Raw genomic sequence first — 20,445 nt, forward strand, 5'->3', positions numbered from 1 at the left:
TGCGACGGTTGTTTATCCGGCCACGCTCGAAGCATGACAAGCACGTACCCGCTGCGGACCATCGGCGCCGACGAGATCGACGCGTGGGCCCGCATGGTCGCCACCACCTACGGCCAGGACTGGACGGAGGGCGGTCTCAGGAACGCCGCCGTCTCCCTCGACCCCGGCCGCACGCTCGCCGCCTGCGACGGCGCGGACATCGTCGGCGGCGCGTCCGTCTACGGCCGCGTCATGACGGTCCCCGGCGCGGAGGTGCCGGTCGCGGGCATCACGCTCGTCGCGGTCCTGCCGACGCACCGGCGGCGCGGCATACTGACCGCGATGATGCGCAGGCAGCTCACGGACCTGTACGAGTCGGGCGGCGAACCGATCGCCGCGCTCAACGCCGCCCAGGCCACGATCTACGGCCGCTTCGGCTACGGATTGGCCAGTCACGTGGCCGAGATCAGGGGCGACAAGAGGTTCATGGCCCTGCGGCCGGGCACCGGCGTCGGCGACGGCCGGATCCGCCTGCTCGCGCGCGAAGAGGCCCTGCCGCTGCTGGAGAAGGTCTACGACACCGCCCGCCGCGGCGGGGTCGGATGGGTGGACCGTACGGAACGGTACTGGGCGGCCCTGCTGGCCGATCACGAGCGGGCCCGCGCGGGCGGCACGGCGCTGCGCTTCGCCGTGCACGCCGAGCCGGGCGGCGAGGTCACCGGTTACGCCCTCTACCGCTCCAAAGCCGGCACGGTTCAGGTGATCGAGGTCGCGGCCGCCACCGGGCCGGCGTACGCCGCCCTGTGGCGCTTCCTCATCGACCTCGACGCGCACACCGAGCTCGCCTACGACGGGGCCGTGGACGAGCCGCTGTACCACCTGCTGACCGACCCGCGCGCGGCGCGCACCACCGTGCTCGACAACCTCTGGGTCCGGCTCGCGGACGTGGGACGCGCGCTGGCGGCCCGCCGGTACGCGGCCCCGCTCGACCTGGTGCTGGAGGTCCAGGACCCGTTCTGCCCGTGGAACGCGGGCCGCCACCACCTGCGGGCCGACGGCGAGTCCGTCACCTGCGAACGTACGCGGGCCCGTCCCGATCTGCGGCTGACCTCGGCCGAGCTGGGCGCGGCCTACCTGGGCGGCACCACGTTGTCGTCGCTGGCGGCCGCGGGCCGGGTGGAGGAGCTGCGCCGCGGCGCGGTCGCCGCCGCCTCGCTCGCCTTCCGCGGCGAGCGGGCCCCCTTCCACCCTTCGGGCTATGCCTTTCCCGCCTTCTGACCCATCACCGACAGAAACGGAACCATATGAATATCTCTGCTCCTCCTGACGGGCGCGCGGGCATCACCGCGGACCTGGTCAGCCGGTTGATCGCCGCCCAGTTCCCCCAGTGGAAGGGCCTGCCGGTCGCGCCGGTGCCCGTGGACGGGCACGACAACCGGACGTACCGGCTGGGCGAGACCATGACGGTCCGGCTGCCGACGGCCGCGGGATACGCGCCCGCCGTGCTCAAGGAGAGCGACTGGCTGCCCCGGCTGGGCCCGCACCTGCCGGTCGCCGTACCGGAGGTGCTGGCCACCGGCGCGCCGGGCGAGGACTACCCGCACCCCTGGTCGGTGCGGAGCTGGCTGGAGGGCGAGACCGCCGATCCCGCCCGCGTCGGCGACATGACGGCGTTCGCCGTGCAGGTGGCCGAGTTCGTCCGCGCGTTGTGGCGCTGCGACGCGACAGGCGGGCCGCCGGCGGGCGAGCACAGCTTCTGGCGGGGCGCCTCGCCAGGCCACTACGACGCGGACACCCGCCGCTACCTGACCGAGCTCGATGGCCACCTCGACACCGGCCTGGCCGCCGAGACGTGGCAGGCGGCCCTGGACGCCCGGTGGACCGGCCGCCCGGTGTGGTTCCACGGAGACGTCGCCGCAGGCAACCTGCTGGTCGCCGGCGGCGAGCTCACCGCCGTGATCGACTTCGGCACCTCGGGGGTCGGCGACCCGGCCTGCGACCTGGTGATCGCCTGGACGATGTTCGGCGGCGCGTCCCGCGAGGCGTTCCGCGCGGCCGTGGGCGGCGACCCCGGCCTGTGGGCGCGCGCCCGCGGGTGGGCGCTGTGGAAGGCCCTGCTGATGCTGACCCTGACCCTCGGCTCCGATCCCGCCGCCGCCACCGAGCACCGGCGCATCGTCACCGACGTCCTGTCCGACCACCTCGCCCACGCGTGAAGGAGACCGACCACATGCGCACTCGTCAGCTCGGCCGCAGCGCCGTACGGGTCACCGAGCTCGGCTTCGGCGGCGGCCCGCTGGGCGGCCTGTTCGACCCGCTGGACGACGACACCGCCGCCCAGGCGCTCGCCGCCGCCTGGGACGCCGGCATCCGCTACTTCGACACCTCACCCCACTACGGCATCGGCCACTCCGAACGCCGCGTCGGCGAGCTGCTGCGCGGCAGGCCGCGCGCGGAGTTCACGCTGTCGACGAAGGTCGGCAGGCTGCTGGTGCCGCAGGACCCGCAGGGCAGGATGGACGAGGCGTTCGCCGTCCCGGCCACCCACCGCAGGGTCTGGGACTTCACCCGCGACGGCATCCTGCGCAGCGTCGAGGACTCCCTGGCCCGCATGGGCGTCGACCGGATCGACGTGCTGTTCCTGCACGACGCCGAGCAGCACTTCGAGGCCGCCCTGCGCGACGGCTACCCGGCGCTGGCCGAGTTGCGCGCCCAGGGCGTGGTCGGCGCGATCGGCGCGGGCATGTACGACTCCGCCAAGCTGACCCGCCTGGTCCGCGAGACCGACGCCGACGTGGTCATGCTGTCGGGCCGCTACACGCTGCTGAACCACACCGCGCTCGACGACCTGCTGCCCGCCTGCGCGGACCGCGGGGTGTCGGTCCTGGCCGCCTCCATCTTCAACTCCGGCCTGCTCGCCACCGAACGCCCCGCCGCGGACGCCCGCTACGACTACGCGCCCGCCGCCCCCGAGGTGCTGGAGCGGGTCGCCAGGATCGCCGGCGTGTGCGCCGCGCACGGCGTGACCCTCCCCCAGGCCGCCATGGCCTTCCCACTGCGGCATCCGACCGTGGCGGGCATCGTGGTGGGGATGCGCTCGGCCGGCGAGGTACGGCTCAACCTCGCCGCGTTCGAGGCCCGCGTCCCCGAGGGGTTGTGGTCCGACCTGTGCGCCGAGGGCCTGCTGGACGAGCGTGCGGAAAAGCCCGGTAAGTGACCGGCGTACGTCCTGGTGAGCGCGGCCGACCGGCACGAGGCTGGGAGGGATCGCACGTTCCGGACCACGGGGAGATCCCATGAAGGCACTGGAAAGGCCAGGACGATCCCTGGCGCGGCTCCTGACGACGGCGGCCGTGCTCACGGCCGTCACCGCGATGACGCTCTCCCCCGCCGCGAGCGCGGCGGGCCGGGTCGCCGGCCCGGCCGGCACCAGCGTCTGCCTGCGGCTGCTGGCCGACTACAACGCGATTCTGCTGCGGCACTGGGGGTCGGACTGCAGCCCGCGCGGCACGTACCACATCCATGTCTGGGGCGGTGGCCGCGACATGAACTACCCCACCTACACCTACAGCGGCGGTAACAGGGACTTCTCCTACACCTGGCCGGTGCCCTCAGGCACCAACATCTGCGCGGAGCTGTGGTACCACAAGCCGGGCGGCGGCTACTCCAGCTACGGCCTGCCCTGCACGACGATGTAGGGACGACGTAGGGACGACGTAGGACGTTCTGAGGTATCTTCCTCCGGTTACGCCCGCACTCACGCGAGGAAGACCCCCCGGTGACCGTCCCGCTGCGCAAGAACGTCCGCTTCCAGCTGCTGTGGATCGGCGGCGCGGTCTCCGAGCTGGGCACGGAGCTCAGCAGGCTCGCCACGCCGCTGCTGGTGCTGGCGCTCACCGGCTCACCCGGGCTGGCGGGCGTCGTCGCCGGCGCCCGCACCGCCGCCTTCCTGGCCGTCCAGATCCCGGCGGGCGTCTGGATCGACCGGTGGGACCGCCGCCGCACGCTCGTCACCGCCCAGGGCCTGCAGGCGGCGGTCTCCGCGCTGCTGGCGGCGCTGATCCTCACCGATCAGGTGCAGGTCTGGCACTTCGTCGCGCTGGCGGTGCTGGACGGGCTGTGCACGGCGTTCATCGGGCCCGTCCAGGACACGGCGATCCGCGGCATCGTCCCGCCGGAACAGCTGCACGGCGCCTACGCGCAGGAGGAGTCCCGCACCCACGCGGCCGGGCTGGCGGGACCGCCGCTCGGCGGCCTGCTGTACGGGCTCGGGCGGGCGGTGCCGTTCGTCGTCGAGACCTTCGCGCTGCTCGCCGCCACGCTCTTCTACGCCCTGGCGAAGGTGCCGCGCCGTCCCAGCACCGCCGACGACGCCGCCGACGACGACAGCGGGGAGGGGCGCGGCATGGGCAGGGAGGCGCTGGCGGCGCTCGCCTGGCTGTGGCGCCGGCCCGGCCTGCGCGAGGCCACCGGCGTGGTGATGGTGCTCAACCTGCTCGGCGGGGCCTCGATGATCCCGCTGATCGTGCTCGTCGGCGAGCGCGGCGGCGACGCGCGCGTCACCGGCACGGTGCTGGCCGGGTTCGGCATCGGCGGGCTGGCCGGGGCGCTGCTGTCGGGCCGCATCAGCCGGCTCATGCCGCCGGGCAGGATCGTGCTGGCCGTGGTGACGGTGTTCGGCGTCTCACTGGCGGCCACGGCGCTGCCCTGGGGGATGTGGTGGCCGATGGTTCCGCTGGTGTTCATCACGTTGTCGACGCCCTCCCTGAACGTGGTGCTGAACGTGGTGATCGCCCGCCTGGTGCCGGAGCCGATGCTGGGCCGGATGGGCGCGGTGCTGAGCATGGGCGGCATGGGGCTCAAGCCCCTCGGCCCCGTGCTCGGCGGCGCTCTGGCCGCGGCTCTGGGCGGCGCGGGCGCCCTCCTGACGCTGGGCGGCCTGCTCTGCCTGACCGCCGCCGTCGCCGCCCTCAGCCCGGAGCTGCGCCGCTTCACCGGAGAGCCCGTACCGGCCGCCTGACACGGGTCCGGGAGACCCGCCGCCTGGCCTGCCAGGAGACGGGTACGCCGGTCCTCAGGCGCGCAGAAACTCGGCGGCCTGGCGGCGCAGGCGTTCGGGGGCGGAGCTCCAGACGGGGGCGCGCGTCATCGCCTCCAGCTTGACCCGCTTCACCTCGCGCGGCGCGTCCGCGCGTACGCCGAGGTGGGGCCAGAGCTGGTCCAGCTCGTCGAACGGCAGCTCCCACGACTGCCCGATCGAGCCCTCGTCGGCGGGCGGCGGCAGGAACACCTCGTCAGCCGTCCGCGGCGGATCGACCTGGACGACGGACAGCCCGAAGCGTTCCGCGGCGTCGCGCAGCAGCGCCCGGTGCCGCTCCACGACCTGCGGGCCCGGCTCGCCCTCGGCGAGCAGGGTGAGCAGCCAGCCCGTCGTGCCGAGCCGGGACAGGTCGAGGACCAGGCGCACCCCTTCGGTGAAGGACCGGTGCCCCAGGCTCGCCTCCTCGCCTGGGCCCTCGCTACGCGGGCCCTCGTCGAGGCCGAGCAGCCGGGCGAGCTCCGCCGCCTGCTCGCGGCCGAGCTCGCCGTACGCCAGGACTCGCAGTGCCGGCCAGAGCATCGTCACTCTCCACGCTCGTCGTCGATGGGCTGCCTCCAGGCCATGGGGCGGTCCGGCCGGTGGATGACCCAGTCGGAGTCCTGGTGGTGCGAGGACAGCTCAAGGCCCATGCTTTGCCCGTCGAACGGCCCGCTGGACTCGAACAGGCCGAGCGAGATGGGCCGCCCCAGCGTCGCCTCCCAGTCATCCTTCCATGTCACCAGCCAGGGGAACGCCTCCATGAGGGTCCGCTTGTCGATGTAGCCGTGGCCGCCCATGAAGTCGCCGGGGAAGCGGCCCGGCGTCCAGCCGACGCGGGCCCTGCGGACCATGGGCGTGCTGGACAGGTCCATGTCGTAGTCGCTGGGCTCGGCTTCGAGGCCCAGCCGGTACATCGCGTCGAACAGGCGGCGCTTGGGGCGTACCGGGTCGTCGCCGAACCACTCACTCAGCCGCTCCCGCGCCTGCGGCGTCAGCTGATCCTCCGCCGGGAACGTCTTGTGCCGCCCGGCGAACAGCACGGCGCCGGTGCCCCTGAGCCTGACGTCCACCTGGGAGGGGTCGATGCCGTCCCTGCCGAGGGCTTCGAGCAGCTGGGTGGCGTAGCGGTCGTACTGTCGGGGGGTCATGCCCAGCGGCGCCTGCCTGCGCAGCAGCCAGGCGAGCTGCCTCGGGGCGATGCCGAGGAAGTCGAGGTCGCGCTTGGCGACCGCGTAGCCGGAGTCGTCGCGCGGCCACCACGGCGGGGCCGGGTCGGTGCCGTCGAGCACGCGGGCGACGCGCCGGTCCAGCGGGTCGGCGAGGTCGAGCGGCCCCGCCGTCACAGGGGTCGGCCGCCAGCTACCCGCTGGGGCGTCCTGGCGGGTGACGATCGGCGGGTCGTCCTGCGGCGGGGCGGGACGGCCCGGCGTGATGTGGCCCAGCGTGGTCAGCCGGTCCCCCGGCAGCGCGACGAACTCCCGCTGCACGAAGTACCCCATGCCGGTCACCGGCAGGGACAGGATGTCGCGGGCCGGTTTTCTGTCCACCAGCAGCACGCCGCGGCCGTCGAGGGTGTCCAGCCAGTCCATGACCACCTGGCGGTCGGCCGACCAGCTCGCCAGCGGGCGGTGCCGCATCTCGATCATGTCGCCGGGGCGCAGCGCGTCCCACACCGAGTGGCGGCCCTCCGACCAGGCCATCCCCCGGTAGGCGACGACTTCCTCGATGCCGCGCGCGGCCAGCACCTCCTGGGTGAAGTCGTACTGGGTGCGGACGAAGTCGCGCAGCGCACGGCGGTTGTAGAGCAGCTCCATGTCCACGGCGGCGCGCGTCCTGCCGTCCATCGGCCACGACATCGCCCTGGTCAGCCCGAACTCCTCCTGCACCACCTCCTGGATGGCCAGCACGCGCACGTTGCTGTTGGCGTTGCGGTGGGCCCAGGCGTGCAGCAGCTCGCTCACCGCGATCCGCCGCACGAGCCGCTCGGCCTGCGGGGAGTCCATCCGCAGCGCGGCGGCCGGGGGGTGGCGGGGGTCGAGCTCGTCCACGTGCCTGACCTCGGCGCCCATGGAGGGGAAGCGCTCGTTGAACGGCACCAGGACGTGCTCGGGGTCGCCGAGCCGGTTGATCATGTCGGAGCCGACGTGCAGGCCGGTCGCCGCCATGACGAGCTGCGGGGTCGTCGAGCGCATCCGCTCGGCCAGCGCGTCGATCACATACGTCTTGGCCTCGCTGGTGTCGGTGAACGTGCCGTCGGCGGTCATCAGCGCCTCGGCCACCCGGCGGTGGTGCGCGGCCTCGGCGGAGTCGGGCGGCGGCGGGGCCGGGTAGCGGGCCTCGGTCTCCCGCTCGGGGAGCGTGACCGGGTGGCCGGCCGGGCTCGGCAGCAGGTCGCCGGTGCCGCGGGCCTGCTCGGCGGCCTGCTCGAAGCGCTGCATCACGCCCTCGTACAGGGGGAGCCTGTTGAGCCGCTCGAAGAGCGGGCGCAGGGCGTCCAGGCCGCGTCTGATGATCGCGACGTCGGACGGGGTGAGCGGGTTGGCGGCCCACCGGAACACGCGCGGCTCGCTCTCGCGGAAGAACGCCTGGACGAACGGGTTCGCCGCGTCGGGGATCTGCAGGTGGGAGGCGGTTCCGTTGCCGGTCGGGATGAGGCCGCCGGACGGCCCGAGCACCAGGTCGCCATGGCCGAACCCGTGCTTGGCGGTCACCGCGTGGTAGAGCCCGAGGAACACCCCGTCGCGGGTGGCCGCCCGCTCGCGCAGGTCCGCTGGCGCGCGCTCGCCCGGCATGTGGTCGGTGTAGACGTCGCGCAGGCCCAGCGCGTACGACAGCGGCACCCGCGCCCCCACCGCCCGGCCGACGTGCGCGTCCAGTACCCTGACGGCCGCGTCGCCCGGCCGCTCGAACCGCTCGTACGTCACCCGTGTCCCGTCCGCGAACGTCACCAGCTCCCGGTTGAGCAGTCCGTCCCCGTGCGGCAGCGGCTCCCGCGCCGCCACGGCCGCCCCGGTCACGGGATGCGCGGGCAACGGGACGACCGGCGCCCCGCCGAACCCGAGCTGCCCCGCCTCGGGATACGGCGTCGCCTCGGCCGGTGCCGGGAGCGGCGCGCCCTCCAGCACCGCACGCAGGCGTGGCCAGGACGCGGCGAACCCGGGATGCAGGTTCAGCCGCGCGACCTCCTCGATCGGCACCCAGGCCAGCTCCAGCGACTCCTCGCCGCGCCCGCGGACCTGGACGCGCTCGGCGGCGACGGCGATCACCGTGTCGTACGCCCAGCCGCCGTGGTCGTCCCTGATCACGTGCTCGACCTGGACCGCGGCCTGCGCCAGGTCGCTCTCCTCGGCCGTCTCGCGCAGGGCCGCCCCGGCCGGCGACTCGTCGCTGTCGCGCGCCCCGCCGGGCAGGGCCCAGGTGCCGCCCAGGTGGGTGTCCTCGCCGCGCCGCTGCATGAGCACGTGGACGCCGTCCGGCCCCCGATGGTGGACCAGCAGGCCCGCGCCGCCGAACCTGCCCCAGTGGGCATGGCCCTGCGCGCAGTTCACCCAGCCGTCGCCGGACATCGGCGGGAGGACGGGCGCCCGCATCGCCGGCCCCGGCCGATCCAGCTCGCGTACGGCGGCCACCAGCGACTCCGCCGCCCCCTCCCAGGTGGCGTTCGCCTCCCGCAGCAGCCGCTGGAGCTGGCGGGCCTGCTCCTGGGCACGTGGCAGGTCGCGCAGCGTCTCCTTCAGGTGCGCGGCCCACCGCCGCACCGGCACCTCGTCCTCGAAGCCCTGCTCGACCAGGCTCGCCTTCGTCAGCGCAGGGGGGAAACGGCTCGGGTCGCCGAGCATGCCGCCGAGGCCGCTCGACCTCGGGATGAGGATGGGCGCGCCCGCCCCGGCCGCCTCCAGCGCCGCCAGGCCGAACCCCTCCCCCCGCGACGGCATGATCACGACGTCGGCGGCGCGGATGTCGGCCAGCATCTCCTCGCGGTCCAGCGTGAACGGCCTGACCTCGACCTCCCGGCCGGCCACGTCCGACAGGCGCTCCTTGACCTCCTCCACCGTCTCCGGCGCCGCGCCCCTGATCACCAGCCGCACGTCGAGATCCTTCTGCAGCTCGCGGATCATCAGCGCCGCCTCGTGGCCGCCCTTCTGCGCCGCGTCCGCCCGGCCGATGAGCAGCACCGTACGCGTCCGCTCGCCGAAGAACGGCCGCTGCCTGGGCGCCTCGAACGGCACGCCCGGCAGCAGCTCGTGCACCGGCGGCTCGCGGTCGCCCGGATTGCTGTCCGCCAGCCGCCGCGCCTCCCCGGACAGCACGGGTCCCACGCCGACCAGCATGTCGGCCTCGGAGATGACCGCCCGCTCGATGTTCTCGAAGTCGCGGCCCAGCGCCGGCCTGTCCGCGATCCGGCCGAGCGCCCCCGTCACCATGTGCAGGACGTGCACCAGCGGCGCGTCCGGGTAGAGCCGGTCGCGGGCCCGCATGGCGGCGGGGCCCGAGTAGCGGCTGTGCCCGATGACCACGTCCACCTCGGGCGGCAGCTCCTCGCCGTCGAAGCTCAGCTGGTCCATCTCGCTGCGGCCTGGCTCGGGGCGCCTCGGGCCGATCACGTGCAGCCGCTCGCCGCCGACGCCCGGCGGCACCTCGTGGCCCACCCGGACGTACACCTCGTGCCCGGCCCGCGCCAGCCCCTCGGCCAGGTTGCGGTTGACGGCGATGATGCCGCCTCGGTGCGGGTCCCATTCCGTGCAGTACGCCAGCACGCGCAGCCCGGTCCTGCCCAGCTCCTGCCGCCGGACCAGGCCGTCCCACTCGCCGGCCTGCTCCGCGCGCAGCCCCTCTCGCTCGTGCGGGGCCGCCCCGGCCAGGCTGCGCCGGTGCTGCGCGGCCAGCCGCTCGCGCTCCGCCGCGTGCTCGTCGCGCAGGATGCCGTCGGCCTCGGTCGTGTACCGCTCGCGCAGCCGCTGCGCCCTGCCCCGCGGGTCGACGTCCACGCCGTGCTCCGCGCCCAGGTCGGCGATCTCCGGCAGCTGGTCCTTCAGCTCGTCCGGGAGCCTGGTGCTCAGGCGCTCGTACGTCTCCCTGAACCAGCGGGCCTCCTCCTCGGTGAACGGCCTGCCGCGCACCTCCTCCAGGGCCTCGCGGGCTCTTGGCGTGCGCCGCCACCTGCCCTGCTCGTCCAGCTCGTTGCGGTAGACGGCCTCGCCGTCCCTGCGGTGGATCGTGACGGCGTCGACGTAGCGGGCGTCGTCGATGGCCCGCATGGTGCCGGGGATGCCGTCGAACGCGGTGTCGTGGATCTCCTGGGCGACCAGCCGGCCGTACCCGTCGGTCTCGCGCATCCGCTGGTAGCGGTCGAGCACCGACAGCCGGCTGAGCGCCGCGGGGACGGCCATGACGTACGCCTCTGTGCGGTAACCGAGCCTCCTGAACTCGGCCGCCTCCGCCTCCACGCCGGGGCTGCTGTTCATCGCGCCCTCGCGGATGAGGTTCACGCGCAGCTCGCCGGCCAGCGCGATGACCTTCCTCATCCACACGTACGCGTCCCCGCCCACCTGGGCCGCGGCGATGCGGTCGTTCCGGGCCATCAGCTCGGCGTACTTGGGGGCGTAGCGCAGCAACCCGTCGAAGTCCGCGACCAGCGCGCCGTCGGAGCCCATCGCCTCCATGGCCGCCTGCCGCGCCGTCGTCATCCCCGACGCGGGCTGCCCCCCGACGAACACCACCCGCGGATGCTCCGGCCACCGCACCCCCGCCATGAGCGCGGGCACGATGTCCCGCCGGAAGATCAGCTCATTGTCCTCATCCGTCAGCTTCCAGGAGCCGGGCCCGCTCTCCACGTAGCGGTACTCCGTCACCGCCTCAACGGAACCGTCCGCGGCAACCGGCCTCCCACTGAGCAGCGCGGCCAACCTCCGAACGTCAGGCACCGCCGCCTGTCGCTCTCGGCCCTCCCCGGGCTGGGCAGCCGCCCCGCTTCCGGTCCCCTGGCCCGTGGCCGGGCCGACGGTTGAGCCAGGGACCGGACCGGAGGCCGCCTGGCCGGCGACGGCGGTGTCGCCCGGTGCGGGGGTGCTGCCGGGAGCGACGGGGCCGGGGCGGGAGGTCGTCCCAGCGGTCGTGGCGGGAGAGCGCGGATCCGGCGTGGCGACGTCATCCGACGCGGCCACCGGCCGGGCGTCGCCGGGAAGGGCCGCCGCCCGGGAAGGCTGCGAGGTCGCGGCCCGCTGCGGCTGCTCCTGCGCCGGCGGCTGCTGCTCAGCTCGCCCGTGCTCCTGGGCACGCGCCTGCGCCTGGCCGGACCCCTCGGCCCTGCCACGGTCCTCGCCACGCACGGGGTCCTGGGCTCGCGCGGGCTCCTGCGTGCGCGCGGAGTCCGGTGCGGACCCGGAGCCCTGCGTGCGCCCCGAATCCTGGACGGGCTCGAAACCCTGCCCGCGCCCGGAACCCTGCCCGCGCCCCGAATCCTGCCCGCGCCCGGAATCCTGGGCCTGCCCAGAACCCTGCGTGCGGGCGTGAGTCTCGCCCCTCTCCTCAACCCGCGCCTGCTCCTGGGCGCGTGGGGGAAGCGGCGTGCGGGGGTGCGCGGTGTCCGGGGTGCGGTGAGGGGTGGTTCTCGGTGGGGTGGTCGCCTCCGTGGGTGGGGATGGGGTGGGGGCCGACTGCGGGGTGCGGCCGTCCAACGGCCGGGTGGGCGTGGGGGTGGGTGGGGGTGGAGGGGTGGCGCGGGTGGTGTCGCTGGACAGGGCCGTTGCTGTTGCCGTGTCCAAGGCGCGGTGGGGGTTGGCCACTGCGCTCATCACGTCCACGCTGAAGGGGCTGATCGTGTTCGTACGGCCTACGCCTGCTGCGGCGCTGCCCAGCAAGGACTCCAGGCTCGGGGCTTCCCACCTTCCGTACACGATGCCGTTCGAGGCCATGCCGGCCGGTGCCGAGACGGCCATGTTCGTGAGGGCCGTCTGGGTGGCGCGGCCGGGGAAGCGCATCAGGGCGTTCAGTGCGCCCGGGGCGTCGCCGGCGGCGGCGTTGAGCGCCTTGATGCCGGGGAGGCGGTCGACCAGGCCGCCCACGGGGCGGGTCACCTTTGAGGCGAGGACCGCGCCGAGGCCGTCGCCCAGCAACGTGGCGGCGGTCGACTGGCTGTCCCACTTCGTGCGGGTGCCGCGCGCCAGCTGCTCGCTCTGCGCGAGGTAGTCGCCGAGGAGGCCCTCGCCGAGCTCCTCGGGCAGTTCGCGCAGCATGTGGCTGGAGACCGCCCTGGCCAGCAGGCCCTTGGCGCCCTGGCCCGCCCCGAGCGCGGCCAGCCTGGGCACGGCCCTGGCCCCGGCCGCCCCCGCGTACCGGACCCCGGCCGCCCGCTCCAGCCAGGCGAACACCTTGTCAAGGAAGGACCGTAAGCGGGCGGCGTACGGGCCGATGAGGGGCGCCAGGGCGCCCGCGCTGAGGGCGGCCGCCGCGGCGGCGATGGCGATCGACGTGACCGTGATCCAGAAGCCGACGTTGATCACCAGCTTGGCGTACTGGGTGTCGCGGGCCAGGCTGTCGTGCTGGAGCGCGTACTGGCGGGCGAGCGCGGCGAGGGCGGAGATGCCCTGGCCCTCGGCGATCATCTGCTCGGCCCGCTGCCGGAACGCGTCGGCGGCGGGACCTTCCCACCCCTGGAGGATGAGGTCGCGCGCCGTGCCGCCCGCCGCCGCGAAATCCAGGGCGGCCTGTCTCCAGTCCTCGTACGCGACGGCCAGCGCGGCCTCGCCCGACTCGCTGGCCTCCGGCCACAGCTGCCCGGACGACAGCAGCGCGATGAGCGCGTCGCACCAGGCGGGCAGGCCGGTCCCCCAGGCGGGCGTGACGTCGGTGGCGTAGCCGGAGCTGCCGATCGTGTCGTCCTGCCCGGGCAGCGGGTCGGTGACCGGGCTGCTGACGTTCGTGACCACGCTGGTCCCCCGTCAAGACGCGCGCTGGGTCCTGGGCGTGGCGAGGCCGGCGTCGGCGGAGGCGGAGGTGTTCACGCTCTCCAGGACGCCGGGACCGGCGGAGACGGCGAAGTCCGCCCAGTCGGCGCCGGCCCGCAGCAGGGTGCCGGGGCCGTCATCGGCGAGGTACGCCCGCTCGAACTCCCTGCCCGTCGCGTCCTGCCCCCACGGCCGGGCGGCGTGCAGGCTCTCGATCCTGGCGCGAGCGTCGGCCAGCCGGGCCTGGAGCGTGGCGGCGGCGGCCGACCAGCGCTTCACCCCCGCCTCCACGGTCTCCCGGTGGATCTCCAGCCGTTCCCCCATGACGTGCCCCCTCGACGCAACGGTCCCCGTGCGGCGGAACGCTAGTGCACGCCGGCGGGCCCGCCGCTCGTTTCAGCAATCGTCGAAGGGTCGCGCAGGCCGAGCCACTGTTCGGCGTCCCAGGCGTGGAAGCGTTCGACCTCGGTGAACCCGAGCTTGGCCGCGAGCCGCATGGAGGCGGTGTTGGCGGTCTGGGTGGTGAGGATCACCGGCTCGCCGGGCAGCGCGCGGTCGAGCCAGGCGAGCGCCGCCGCGCACGCCTCGGTGCCGTACCCGCGGCCCCAGGCGCGGGGCAGGAACAGGTAGCCGAGCTCGGCCTTGCCGACGGCGGCCGGGCGGCTGTGCTCGGTCGCCCGTTTGAGCAGCACGTTGCCGATCATCTCCCCGTCGAGCTCGACGACGAAGCTGCCCGCCCACCGCGCGGGCACCGGCGGCACGTCGCGCTCCAGCTCGTCCCGGGGCCGTGGACCGCCGAGGTAGGCGTGCGCCTCCGGCGAGGCCAGCAGCTCGATGAACGCCGCGCGGTCGCGGGCCTCGGACGAGCGCAGCATGAGGCGTTCGGTCTCGATGGGGTCGGGCGGCCAGGTGACGGGTCCGATCTCAGACATGGCGGGCAACCTATCGCACGCTCAGCTGCGGCCGACCTCCTCGGCGAGCCGGTTGTTGCGGTCGATCTGCGCCATATGGGTCTCTGCCCACTCGCGAAGCGCGGCGAGCGGGCCTTCAAGTGACAGGCCGAGATCGGTGAGCCGGTAGTGGACGGCGGGCGGCACGGTGGGCTCGACGCGGCGCTCGGCCAGCCCGTCGCGCACCAGGCTCTGCAGGGTGACCGAGAGCATCTTCTGCGAGATGCCGGGGATGCGCCGCCGCAGCTCCGCGAACCGCAACTCGCCCGGCGCCGCCTCGGCCAGCACTTTGACCGCCATCGAGGTCCACTTGGCGCCGACGCGGTCGAGCAGCTGCCGGGTCGGGCAGAGCGGGTCGAGCAGGTCCCCGCGCCGGTCACCCGTGGTCTCGTACGTGCTCTCGTACGTGGTCACCTGGAGCTCACCACCTGAGGGAAAAGTGCCGTCTTGGGCGAACCACCCTAGTTCCTTATCGTGACGTGGTCACCATTCTTCACCCTGTCTGGAGTGCTCACATGCCCGAGCTGCGCCGCGTCCCCGTCAACGGCGTCGAGCTGAACGTCGCCATCGCCGGCTCCGGCCCCGCCGTCCTGCTGCTGCACGGCTTCCCGCACACTTGGCAGGTGTGGACGGACGTCATGGCCGACCTGTCGGCTCACCATCAAGTGATCGCGCCGGACCTGCGCGGGTTCGGCGCGAGCAGCAGGGCCGCCACCGGGTACGACGCCGCCACCCTGGCCGACGACGCCGCCGCGCTGCTCACCGCGCTCGGTGTGTCCTCGGCCGCGGTGGCAGGCATCGACGCGGGCACCCCGCCCGCCTTCCTGCTCGCCGCCCGCCGTCCGGACCTCGTGCGGCGCCTGGTCGTCATGGAGTCGCTGCTGGGCCGGCTGCCCGGCGCGGAGGACTTCCTGGCCGGCGGGCCGCCGTGGTGGTTCGGCTTCCACGCGGTGCCCGGCCTCGCGGAGACCGTGCTGGAGGGCAACGAGGCCGCGTACGTCGACTGGTTCCTGAACGCCGGCACACTCGGCGAGGGCGTCGTCACCCCCGCCATCCGGGACGCCTTCGTCCGCGCGTACACCGGCAGCGAGGCCCTGGCCTGCGCGTTCTCCTACTACCGGGCGCTGCGGGAGAGCGCGGCGCAGATCGAGCAGGCGGTCACCGCCCGGCTGACGGTGCCGACGCTGGCGATCGGCGCGAAACCCGTCGGCGCCGCACTGGAGCGGCAGCTTCGCCCCTACGCCGACGACCTCACCGGCCACGTCATCGAGGACTGCGGCCACATCATCCCGCTGCACCGGCCGCGCGCCCTGCTCGCGCTGCTGCGCCCGTTCATCGAGGAGTGACCGCGCGCTCCTTGGCCGCTGTTCGGCGGGCAGTTCGTCGGCCAGGGACCAGATCGCCGATCAGCTTCGGCAGCGTGGCCATGGCCAGTCCTGAGCCACTTCTCACCACCTCACCTTAGTTCGTAGTACGAATTGTTCGTATCACGAAGCAAGATGTTCGTACTACGAAGTACTGTCGACTACGATGCGGAGCATGGAGGACACCACGCTGGCCACCGCGCTGGTACGCCTCGCACAGCTGGTCAGCCGGGTCTACGCCGAGGTCGGCAAGGAGTTCGAGCTGACCCCGCAGCAGACCCAGCTGCTGTGCATGCTGCTGGGCGGCTCGACCGGCATGACGGACATGAGCCGGGCGCTGGGGCTGGAGAGGTCGAGCATGACCGGGCTCGTCGACCGGGCCGAGCGGCGCGGCGTCGTGGCCCGCGTACGCGACCAGCGCGACCGCCGCGCCGCCTGCATCGAGCTGACCGAGCAGGGCAAGGAGATCGCGTACGCCGCCCACCGCAAGGTCACCGAGCACGTCGAGAAGCTGATCGGGGACATCGCCCCCGATGACCGCGAGCGTTTGGAGCACCTGGTATGGACCATCGTCGGCACCCCGGCGCCGCGGTCATGACGGACGCCGACGTGGCCCGCACAGCGGCGCTGGCGGGCGCGGCGATCGCCCACGACCTGTTCGGCGCCACGCACACCCACTTCGACAAGGGCGCCGGCGACTTCGCGACGGAGGCCGACGTGGCGGCGGAGCGAGCCATCATCGACACCATCCGCACCGCCAGACCCGACGACGCCATAACGGGCGAGGAGAGCGGCCACACCGGCCCAGCGACCTCCGACCGCACGTGGCTGGTCGACCCCCTGTGCGGCACCCTCAACTACGCCGCAGGCACGAGGCTGGTCGCGGTGAACGTCGCCCTGCGCACGGGTACGGACATCGCGGTAGCGGCCGTGGCGGATCCGTTCACCGACGAGGTCTTCTGGACCGACGGCACCACCGCGACCGTGTCCCGGAACGACACGAAGGAGCCCCTCAAGCCGTCGGCGCACCCGCCTCTCGTGGACCTGAACCTCGACCCGCCGTTCCCGAACGCCCCCGCCTTCCGCGCGACCACCCTGCTCACCGACCCGGGCTTCACGGAGCGGTTCCGCCCGCGGGTGACCTCCACCACCCTGACCCTGGCCTGGGTGGCGACCGGCAGGCGCGCCGCGTACGTCACCGACGGCCACGTCCACGACAGCGTGCACTTCGCCGCCGGGATCGCGCTGTGCCGCGCCGCCGGCTGCGTGGTGACCGGCCTCGACGGCAACCCACCCGAAAGGGGCACCGGCGGCCTCATAGCCGCCGCCGACCAGGACACCCACAAGGCCTTGCTGGACCTCGTCGGCATCCGGTGATCTGCAAAGGAATCGCCAGTGCGTAGGAGGAGCCGCCACTGGACCGATCGCCTGGAAGCCGCGACCGGGCTCGGCGAGCAAGCACTAGCTGATCGGGACCGTGAGGCGGTGGCGGGTGGGTGGGGCGGGGGTGCGGCGTTCGCCGAGCAGGGTCATGAGCTGGTCCATGGCGACCTCGCCCAGCTTCTCGCCGTCCACGTCGATCGACGGCACGTCATGCAGGCCGAGGCTCTCCACGACCATGCCCTCCGAGCTGACCACGACGTCGGTGACGCCGCGCCGCATCAGCGCGAACATCAGGCCGAGGCCGATTGAGGTCGCGTACGGGACGACGGCGGTGGCGCGGGCGGCCACCACGGCCTCGGCGGTCGCCACGCCCGAGGCGAACGTCGAGGGGTAGGGGCCGAGCATGGTGAGCGTCACGCCGTTCGCGGAGGCGGCGGCGCGGATGGCGGCCTGGCGCTGGCCGTCCTGCCAGGAGCCGGCGGGGCCGCCGATGTAGAGGATGCGTTCGTGGCCCTTCTCGGCGAACCAGCCGACGAGCGCGCCGAACGCGGTGGCGGTGTCGGCGACCGTGGAGGGCATGCCGTCGATCTCGCGGTCGATGAGCACGGTCGGCTTGTACGACGCCGCCGCCCGCACGATCTCGTCCGACCCCCGTGGCGCGGCGAACAGGAACCCGTCCACCTGATGGGCGAGCTGCTCGACGGCGGCGAGCTGCGCGGCGTGTTCCAGCGAGTGCACCGCGATGGTCAGCTGCATCCCTGAGCCGGCGGCGCGCGCCTGGGCGCCGCCGATGATCGGCGTGAAGAACGTGTTGTCCAGGGTGGGCACCACGATGGCGACCACGCCGGTCCTGCCTCTGGCGAGCTGGGTGGCGGCCCGGTTGGGGACGAATCCGAGCTGCTCGGCCGCCGCGCGCACGCGGGCCACGGTCTCGGGGGCGGCCAGGTCGGGCCGGCCCAGAGCGCGGGAGGCCGTCGCCTTGGACACCCCCGCCAGTACGGCCACGTCCGCCAGTGTCGGCACTGATCCTCCTTGAGCGGTAACACGGAATTAACGCGGCGGTTTGTGCGCGAGGCCGCTCGTAATCTATGGTCAGGCTCATGCAACCGGTTCCACAACCGGTTCCAGACCACAGCGTACGCCACGGAGAAAGGACGCCGACATCTCACGCAAATCGGCCCTCCTACTGGCGCCAGGGCTCGTCCTTCTCCTCGCGGGTTTCCTCGTCCCCTCGGCCGCGATGCTCTTCGCGCCGCCGGACGTCTCGACCAGTGAGATCTTCGCGCGCCTGGGCGAGATGCTCAAGGACCCCTACGACCTCGAGGTCATCGGGCGCACCGTCGGGCTGGCCCTGATCGTCACCGTCATCTGCGTCGTCCTCGGGTTCCCCATCGCCTACTGGCTGGCCCGCTCGCCGTCCCGGTGGAGCGGCGTGCTGCTGGCGGTGGCGATCTTCCCGCTGATGCTGAGCAACGTGGTGCGCACGTTCGGATGGCTGGTGATCCTCGGCTCCAAGGGGGCGCTCGGGCAGCTGCTCGTCACGCTCGGCCTCGTGGACGTGGCGCCGCAGCTGCTCTACACCAAGCTCGCGATCGTGCTGGGCCTGACCCAGTTGTTCCTGCCGCTGGCGATCATCTCCTGCTACTCGGCGGTCGCCCAGGTCGATCCCGGCCTGGACGACGCCTCACGCGGGCTCGGCGCGAGCCGCATCCGTACGCTGTGGAGCGTCGTCATCCCGCTGACCATGCCGGGCATCGTGGTGGCCGCCACCCTGGTCTTCGCCGGGGCCGTCACCGCCTACACGACGCCGTACCTGCTGGGCGGGTCGAGCCAGCGGATGCTGTCGACGCAGCTGTTCACGTACGCGAGCACCACCGTCGACTGGGCCTCGGCCTCGGCGACGGCGCTCATCATGACGGTGCTGGTCTTCCTGGTCTCCGGGCTGTCCTCGCTGATGGGACGGAAGGGGGCCACCTCGTGAAGCGGCCGATCACGGCGGCGCTCGCGGTCGTCGGCTACATCATCATGATCGTGCCGATCATCTTCGTGGTGGCCACGGCCTTCACCAGCGGCAGCGTGCTGCGTTTCCCGCCTGAGGGGTTCTCGCTGCGCTGGTTCGGCGAGGCGCTCGGCTACGAGCCGTTCATGGAGGCGGCGCTGTCGAGCCTGGAGCTGGCGCTGCTGGCCACCGTGCTCGCGCTGCTGGTCGGCGTGCCCGTGACGCTCGCCATCCATCGGGGCGATCTGCCGGGCAAGGGGCTGGTCGAGGGGCTGTTCCTGTCGCCGCTCATCGTGCCCGAGCTGGTGGTGGGGCTCGCGCTGTTCCAGCAGCTGATGATCGGCCTCGACCTCGACAACTTCAGCACGCTGCTGGTGGGGCACACGGCGCTGATGCTGCCGTACGCGGTGCGGGTGACCGGCGCGTCGCTGGCGCTGGCCGATCCCGCGCTGGAGGAGGCCGCCCGCGGGCTCGGCGCCTCGCCGCTGCGGGCGTTCTTCAACGTGACGCTGCCGCTGCTGCGCCCGGGGATCTTCTCGGCCGGGCTGCTCAGCGTGGTCACCTCGTTCAACAACGTGCCGCTGTCGCTGCTGCTGCAGGGACGCGACTTCAGGACGCTGCCGGTGACGATGCTCGACTACGTGCAGCAGTCCTACGACCCGATGGTGGCCGCCGCCTCCACCCTCATCCTGGCCGCCACCGTGGTCATCGCGATGGTCGCCGAGCGCACGGTCGGGTTCGCCAAGATCTTCGGAGGGATCAACCAATGACCGCCGCCGCCGAGCTGATCGCCGTCACCAAGTCGTTCGGCGCCTTCACCGCCGTGGACGCGATCGACCTGGCCGTGCCGGCCGGCAAGCTGACGACGCTGCTGGGGCCGAGCGGCTGCGGCAAGACCACCACGCTGCGGATGGTCGCCGGCTACGCCGAGCCGACGTCGGGCACGATCCGCATCGACGGCGTCGACAGCACGCGCACGCCGCCGGAGAAGCGGAACCTCGGCATGGTCTTCCAGTCGTACGCGCTGTTCCCGCACATGACGGTGGCCGACAACGTCGGCTACGGGCTCAAGCTGCGCAAGGTGCCGGCCGCCGAGCGCAGGGCGCGGGTCATGGAGACGCTGGAGCTGGTCGGGCTCGCGCACCTGGCCGATCGCAAGCCGAAGAAGCTGTCCGGCGGTCAGCAGCAGCGGGTGGCGCTGGCCAGGGCGATCGCGATCAGGCCCAAGCTGCTGCTGCTCGACGAGCCGCTGTCGAACCTCGACGCCCGCCTGCGCATCCAGATGCGGGCCGAGATCCGGCGCATCCAGGCCGAGACCGAGCTGACGGTCGTCCTCGTCACCCATGACCAGGACGAGGCGCTGGAGATGTCCGACGAAATGGTCATCATGAACGAGGGCCGGATCGTGCAGCAGGGCTCACCGCAGCAGGTCTTCCCGCGCCCCGCCGACCGGTTCGTGGCCGAGTTCCTCGGCTACGAGAACTTCCTCACCGCCGCCGACGGCACCCCCATGACGATCAGGCCCGAGCACCTGCGCCTGGCCGGCGAAGGTGAAGGGCTCGGCGCGACGGTGGCCGACGTGGCCTTCCGCGGCGTCGATCTGCTGGTCTCGCTCGACGTGGTGGACCCGTCGGGCGCGACCGTCAGGCTGCTCGCCGACGTGCGCGGCGGCGCCGCCCCCGCTCCAGGATCGAGCGTCTCGGTGATCACGCCGGACGACCGGCTGGTCCCCCTCCCCCGCTGA

17 protein-coding genes are annotated in these 20,445 nt (G+C 73.4%); 11 read left to right on the plus strand and 6 right to left on the minus strand.

The window, feature by feature from the left end; translation table 11 throughout:
• Positions 1–33 precede the first annotated feature (33 nt).
• The 5 genes from ACFFR3_RS08485 (at position 34) to ACFFR3_RS08505 (ending at position 4,999) form a co-directional block, all read left to right on the plus strand.
• Positions 34–1,257 (plus strand): GNAT family N-acetyltransferase, encoded by a 1,224-nt coding sequence (locus ACFFR3_RS08485; protein WP_345407556.1) that lies wholly within the window; start codon positions 34–36, stop codon positions 1,255–1,257.
• Positions 1,258–1,283: 26 nt separating this feature from the next.
• Positions 1,284–2,195 carry an aminoglycoside phosphotransferase family protein gene (locus tag ACFFR3_RS08490; protein ID WP_364373204.1) on the plus strand — a complete coding sequence of 304 codons (912 nt, stop codon included), beginning with the start codon at positions 1,284–1,286 and terminating at the stop codon, positions 2,193–2,195.
• A 14-nt stretch (positions 2,196–2,209) separates the two neighbouring features.
• The gene (locus tag ACFFR3_RS08495; protein WP_345407562.1) at positions 2,210–3,196 is read left to right on the plus strand and encodes an aldo/keto reductase; all 987 of its coding nucleotides are present in this window, start codon (positions 2,210–2,212) and stop codon (positions 3,194–3,196) included.
• Positions 3,197–3,275: 79 nt separating this feature from the next.
• Complete coding sequence (locus ACFFR3_RS08500) at positions 3,276–3,677, plus strand: hypothetical protein (RefSeq protein ID WP_364373207.1); 402 nt, start codon at positions 3,276–3,278, stop codon at positions 3,675–3,677.
• A gap of 80 nt (positions 3,678–3,757) precedes the next feature.
• A complete protein-coding gene (locus ACFFR3_RS08505) occupies positions 3,758–4,999 on the plus strand; it encodes an MFS transporter (protein WP_345407571.1) in 1,242 nt (413 codons plus the stop codon).
• 54 nt (positions 5,000–5,053) lie between these two features.
• Here ACFFR3_RS08505 and ACFFR3_RS08510 read toward each other — a convergent pair whose 3' ends face one another.
• The 5 genes from ACFFR3_RS08510 to ACFFR3_RS08530 are packed head-to-tail and all read right to left on the minus strand — an operon-like array spanning position 5,054 to position 14,369.
• Positions 5,054–5,599: a hypothetical protein gene (locus ACFFR3_RS08510; protein ID WP_364373213.1), complete on the minus strand. Its 546-nt coding sequence runs from the start codon at positions 5,597–5,599 to the stop codon at positions 5,054–5,056.
• A gap of 2 nt (positions 5,600–5,601) precedes the next feature.
• Entirely contained in the window at positions 5,602–12,987 is a 7,386-nt protein-coding gene (locus tag ACFFR3_RS08515) for a zeta toxin family protein (RefSeq protein WP_379482887.1), read from the minus strand.
• Positions 12,988–12,999: 12 nt separating this feature from the next.
• Complete coding sequence (locus ACFFR3_RS08520; protein ID WP_364373219.1) at positions 13,000–13,329, minus strand: hypothetical protein; 330 nt, start codon at positions 13,327–13,329, stop codon at positions 13,000–13,002.
• A 41-nt stretch (positions 13,330–13,370) separates the two neighbouring features.
• Positions 13,371–13,937, minus strand: coding sequence for a GNAT family N-acetyltransferase (locus ACFFR3_RS08525; RefSeq protein ID WP_345407592.1), 567 nt, complete (start codon positions 13,935–13,937; stop codon positions 13,371–13,373).
• Between the two features lie 21 nt (positions 13,938–13,958).
• On the minus strand, positions 13,959–14,369 hold the full coding sequence (locus tag ACFFR3_RS08530) for a winged helix-turn-helix transcriptional regulator (protein WP_345407595.1): 411 nt from the start codon (positions 14,367–14,369) through the stop codon (positions 13,959–13,961).
• Between the two features lie 101 nt (positions 14,370–14,470).
• Here ACFFR3_RS08530 and ACFFR3_RS08535 point away from each other — a divergent pair, with 101 nt between their 5' ends.
• The 3 genes from ACFFR3_RS08535 (at position 14,471) to ACFFR3_RS08545 (ending at position 16,696) form a co-directional block, all read left to right on the plus strand.
• Entirely contained in the window at positions 14,471–15,301 is an 831-nt protein-coding gene (locus ACFFR3_RS08535) for an alpha/beta fold hydrolase (protein ID WP_364373227.1), read from the plus strand.
• Positions 15,302–15,494: 193 nt separating this feature from the next.
• A complete protein-coding gene (locus ACFFR3_RS08540) occupies positions 15,495–15,917 on the plus strand; it encodes a MarR family winged helix-turn-helix transcriptional regulator (protein WP_364373230.1) in 423 nt (140 codons plus the stop codon).
• Positions 15,881–16,696 (plus strand): inositol monophosphatase family protein, encoded by an 816-nt coding sequence (locus ACFFR3_RS08545; protein WP_379482888.1) that lies wholly within the window; start codon positions 15,881–15,883, stop codon positions 16,694–16,696. The genes ACFFR3_RS08540 and ACFFR3_RS08545 overlap by 37 nt, the downstream gene beginning before the upstream one ends.
• An 84-nt stretch (positions 16,697–16,780) precedes the next feature.
• On the opposite strand, the gene ACFFR3_RS08550 is transcribed toward ACFFR3_RS08545, so the two are convergent.
• Positions 16,781–17,725, minus strand: a complete 945-nt coding sequence (locus ACFFR3_RS08550) for a LacI family DNA-binding transcriptional regulator (protein WP_379482889.1) — start codon at positions 17,723–17,725, stop codon at positions 16,781–16,783.
• Between the two features lie 217 nt (positions 17,726–17,942).
• Between ACFFR3_RS08550 and ACFFR3_RS08555 the strand changes: the two genes are divergently transcribed.
• Genes ACFFR3_RS08555 through ACFFR3_RS08565 form a run of 3 tightly spaced genes read left to right on the plus strand, consistent with a single transcriptional unit; the run spans position 17,943 to position 20,445 of the window.
• Positions 17,943–18,683, plus strand: a complete 741-nt coding sequence (locus ACFFR3_RS08555) for an ABC transporter permease (protein ID WP_345407605.1) — start codon at positions 17,943–17,945, stop codon at positions 18,681–18,683.
• On the plus strand, positions 18,680–19,471 hold the full coding sequence (locus tag ACFFR3_RS08560) for an ABC transporter permease (protein ID WP_345407607.1): 792 nt from the start codon (positions 18,680–18,682) through the stop codon (positions 19,469–19,471). The genes ACFFR3_RS08555 and ACFFR3_RS08560 overlap by 4 nt, the downstream gene beginning before the upstream one ends.
• On the plus strand, positions 19,468–20,445 hold the full coding sequence (locus ACFFR3_RS08565; protein WP_364373241.1) for an ABC transporter ATP-binding protein: 978 nt from the start codon (positions 19,468–19,470) through the stop codon (positions 20,443–20,445). The genes ACFFR3_RS08560 and ACFFR3_RS08565 overlap by 4 nt, the downstream gene beginning before the upstream one ends.

The sequence above is a fragment of the Nonomuraea salmonea genome, from assembly GCF_042428605.1.
GTDB lineage: Bacteria > Actinomycetota > Actinomycetes > Streptosporangiales > Streptosporangiaceae > Nonomuraea > Nonomuraea salmonea.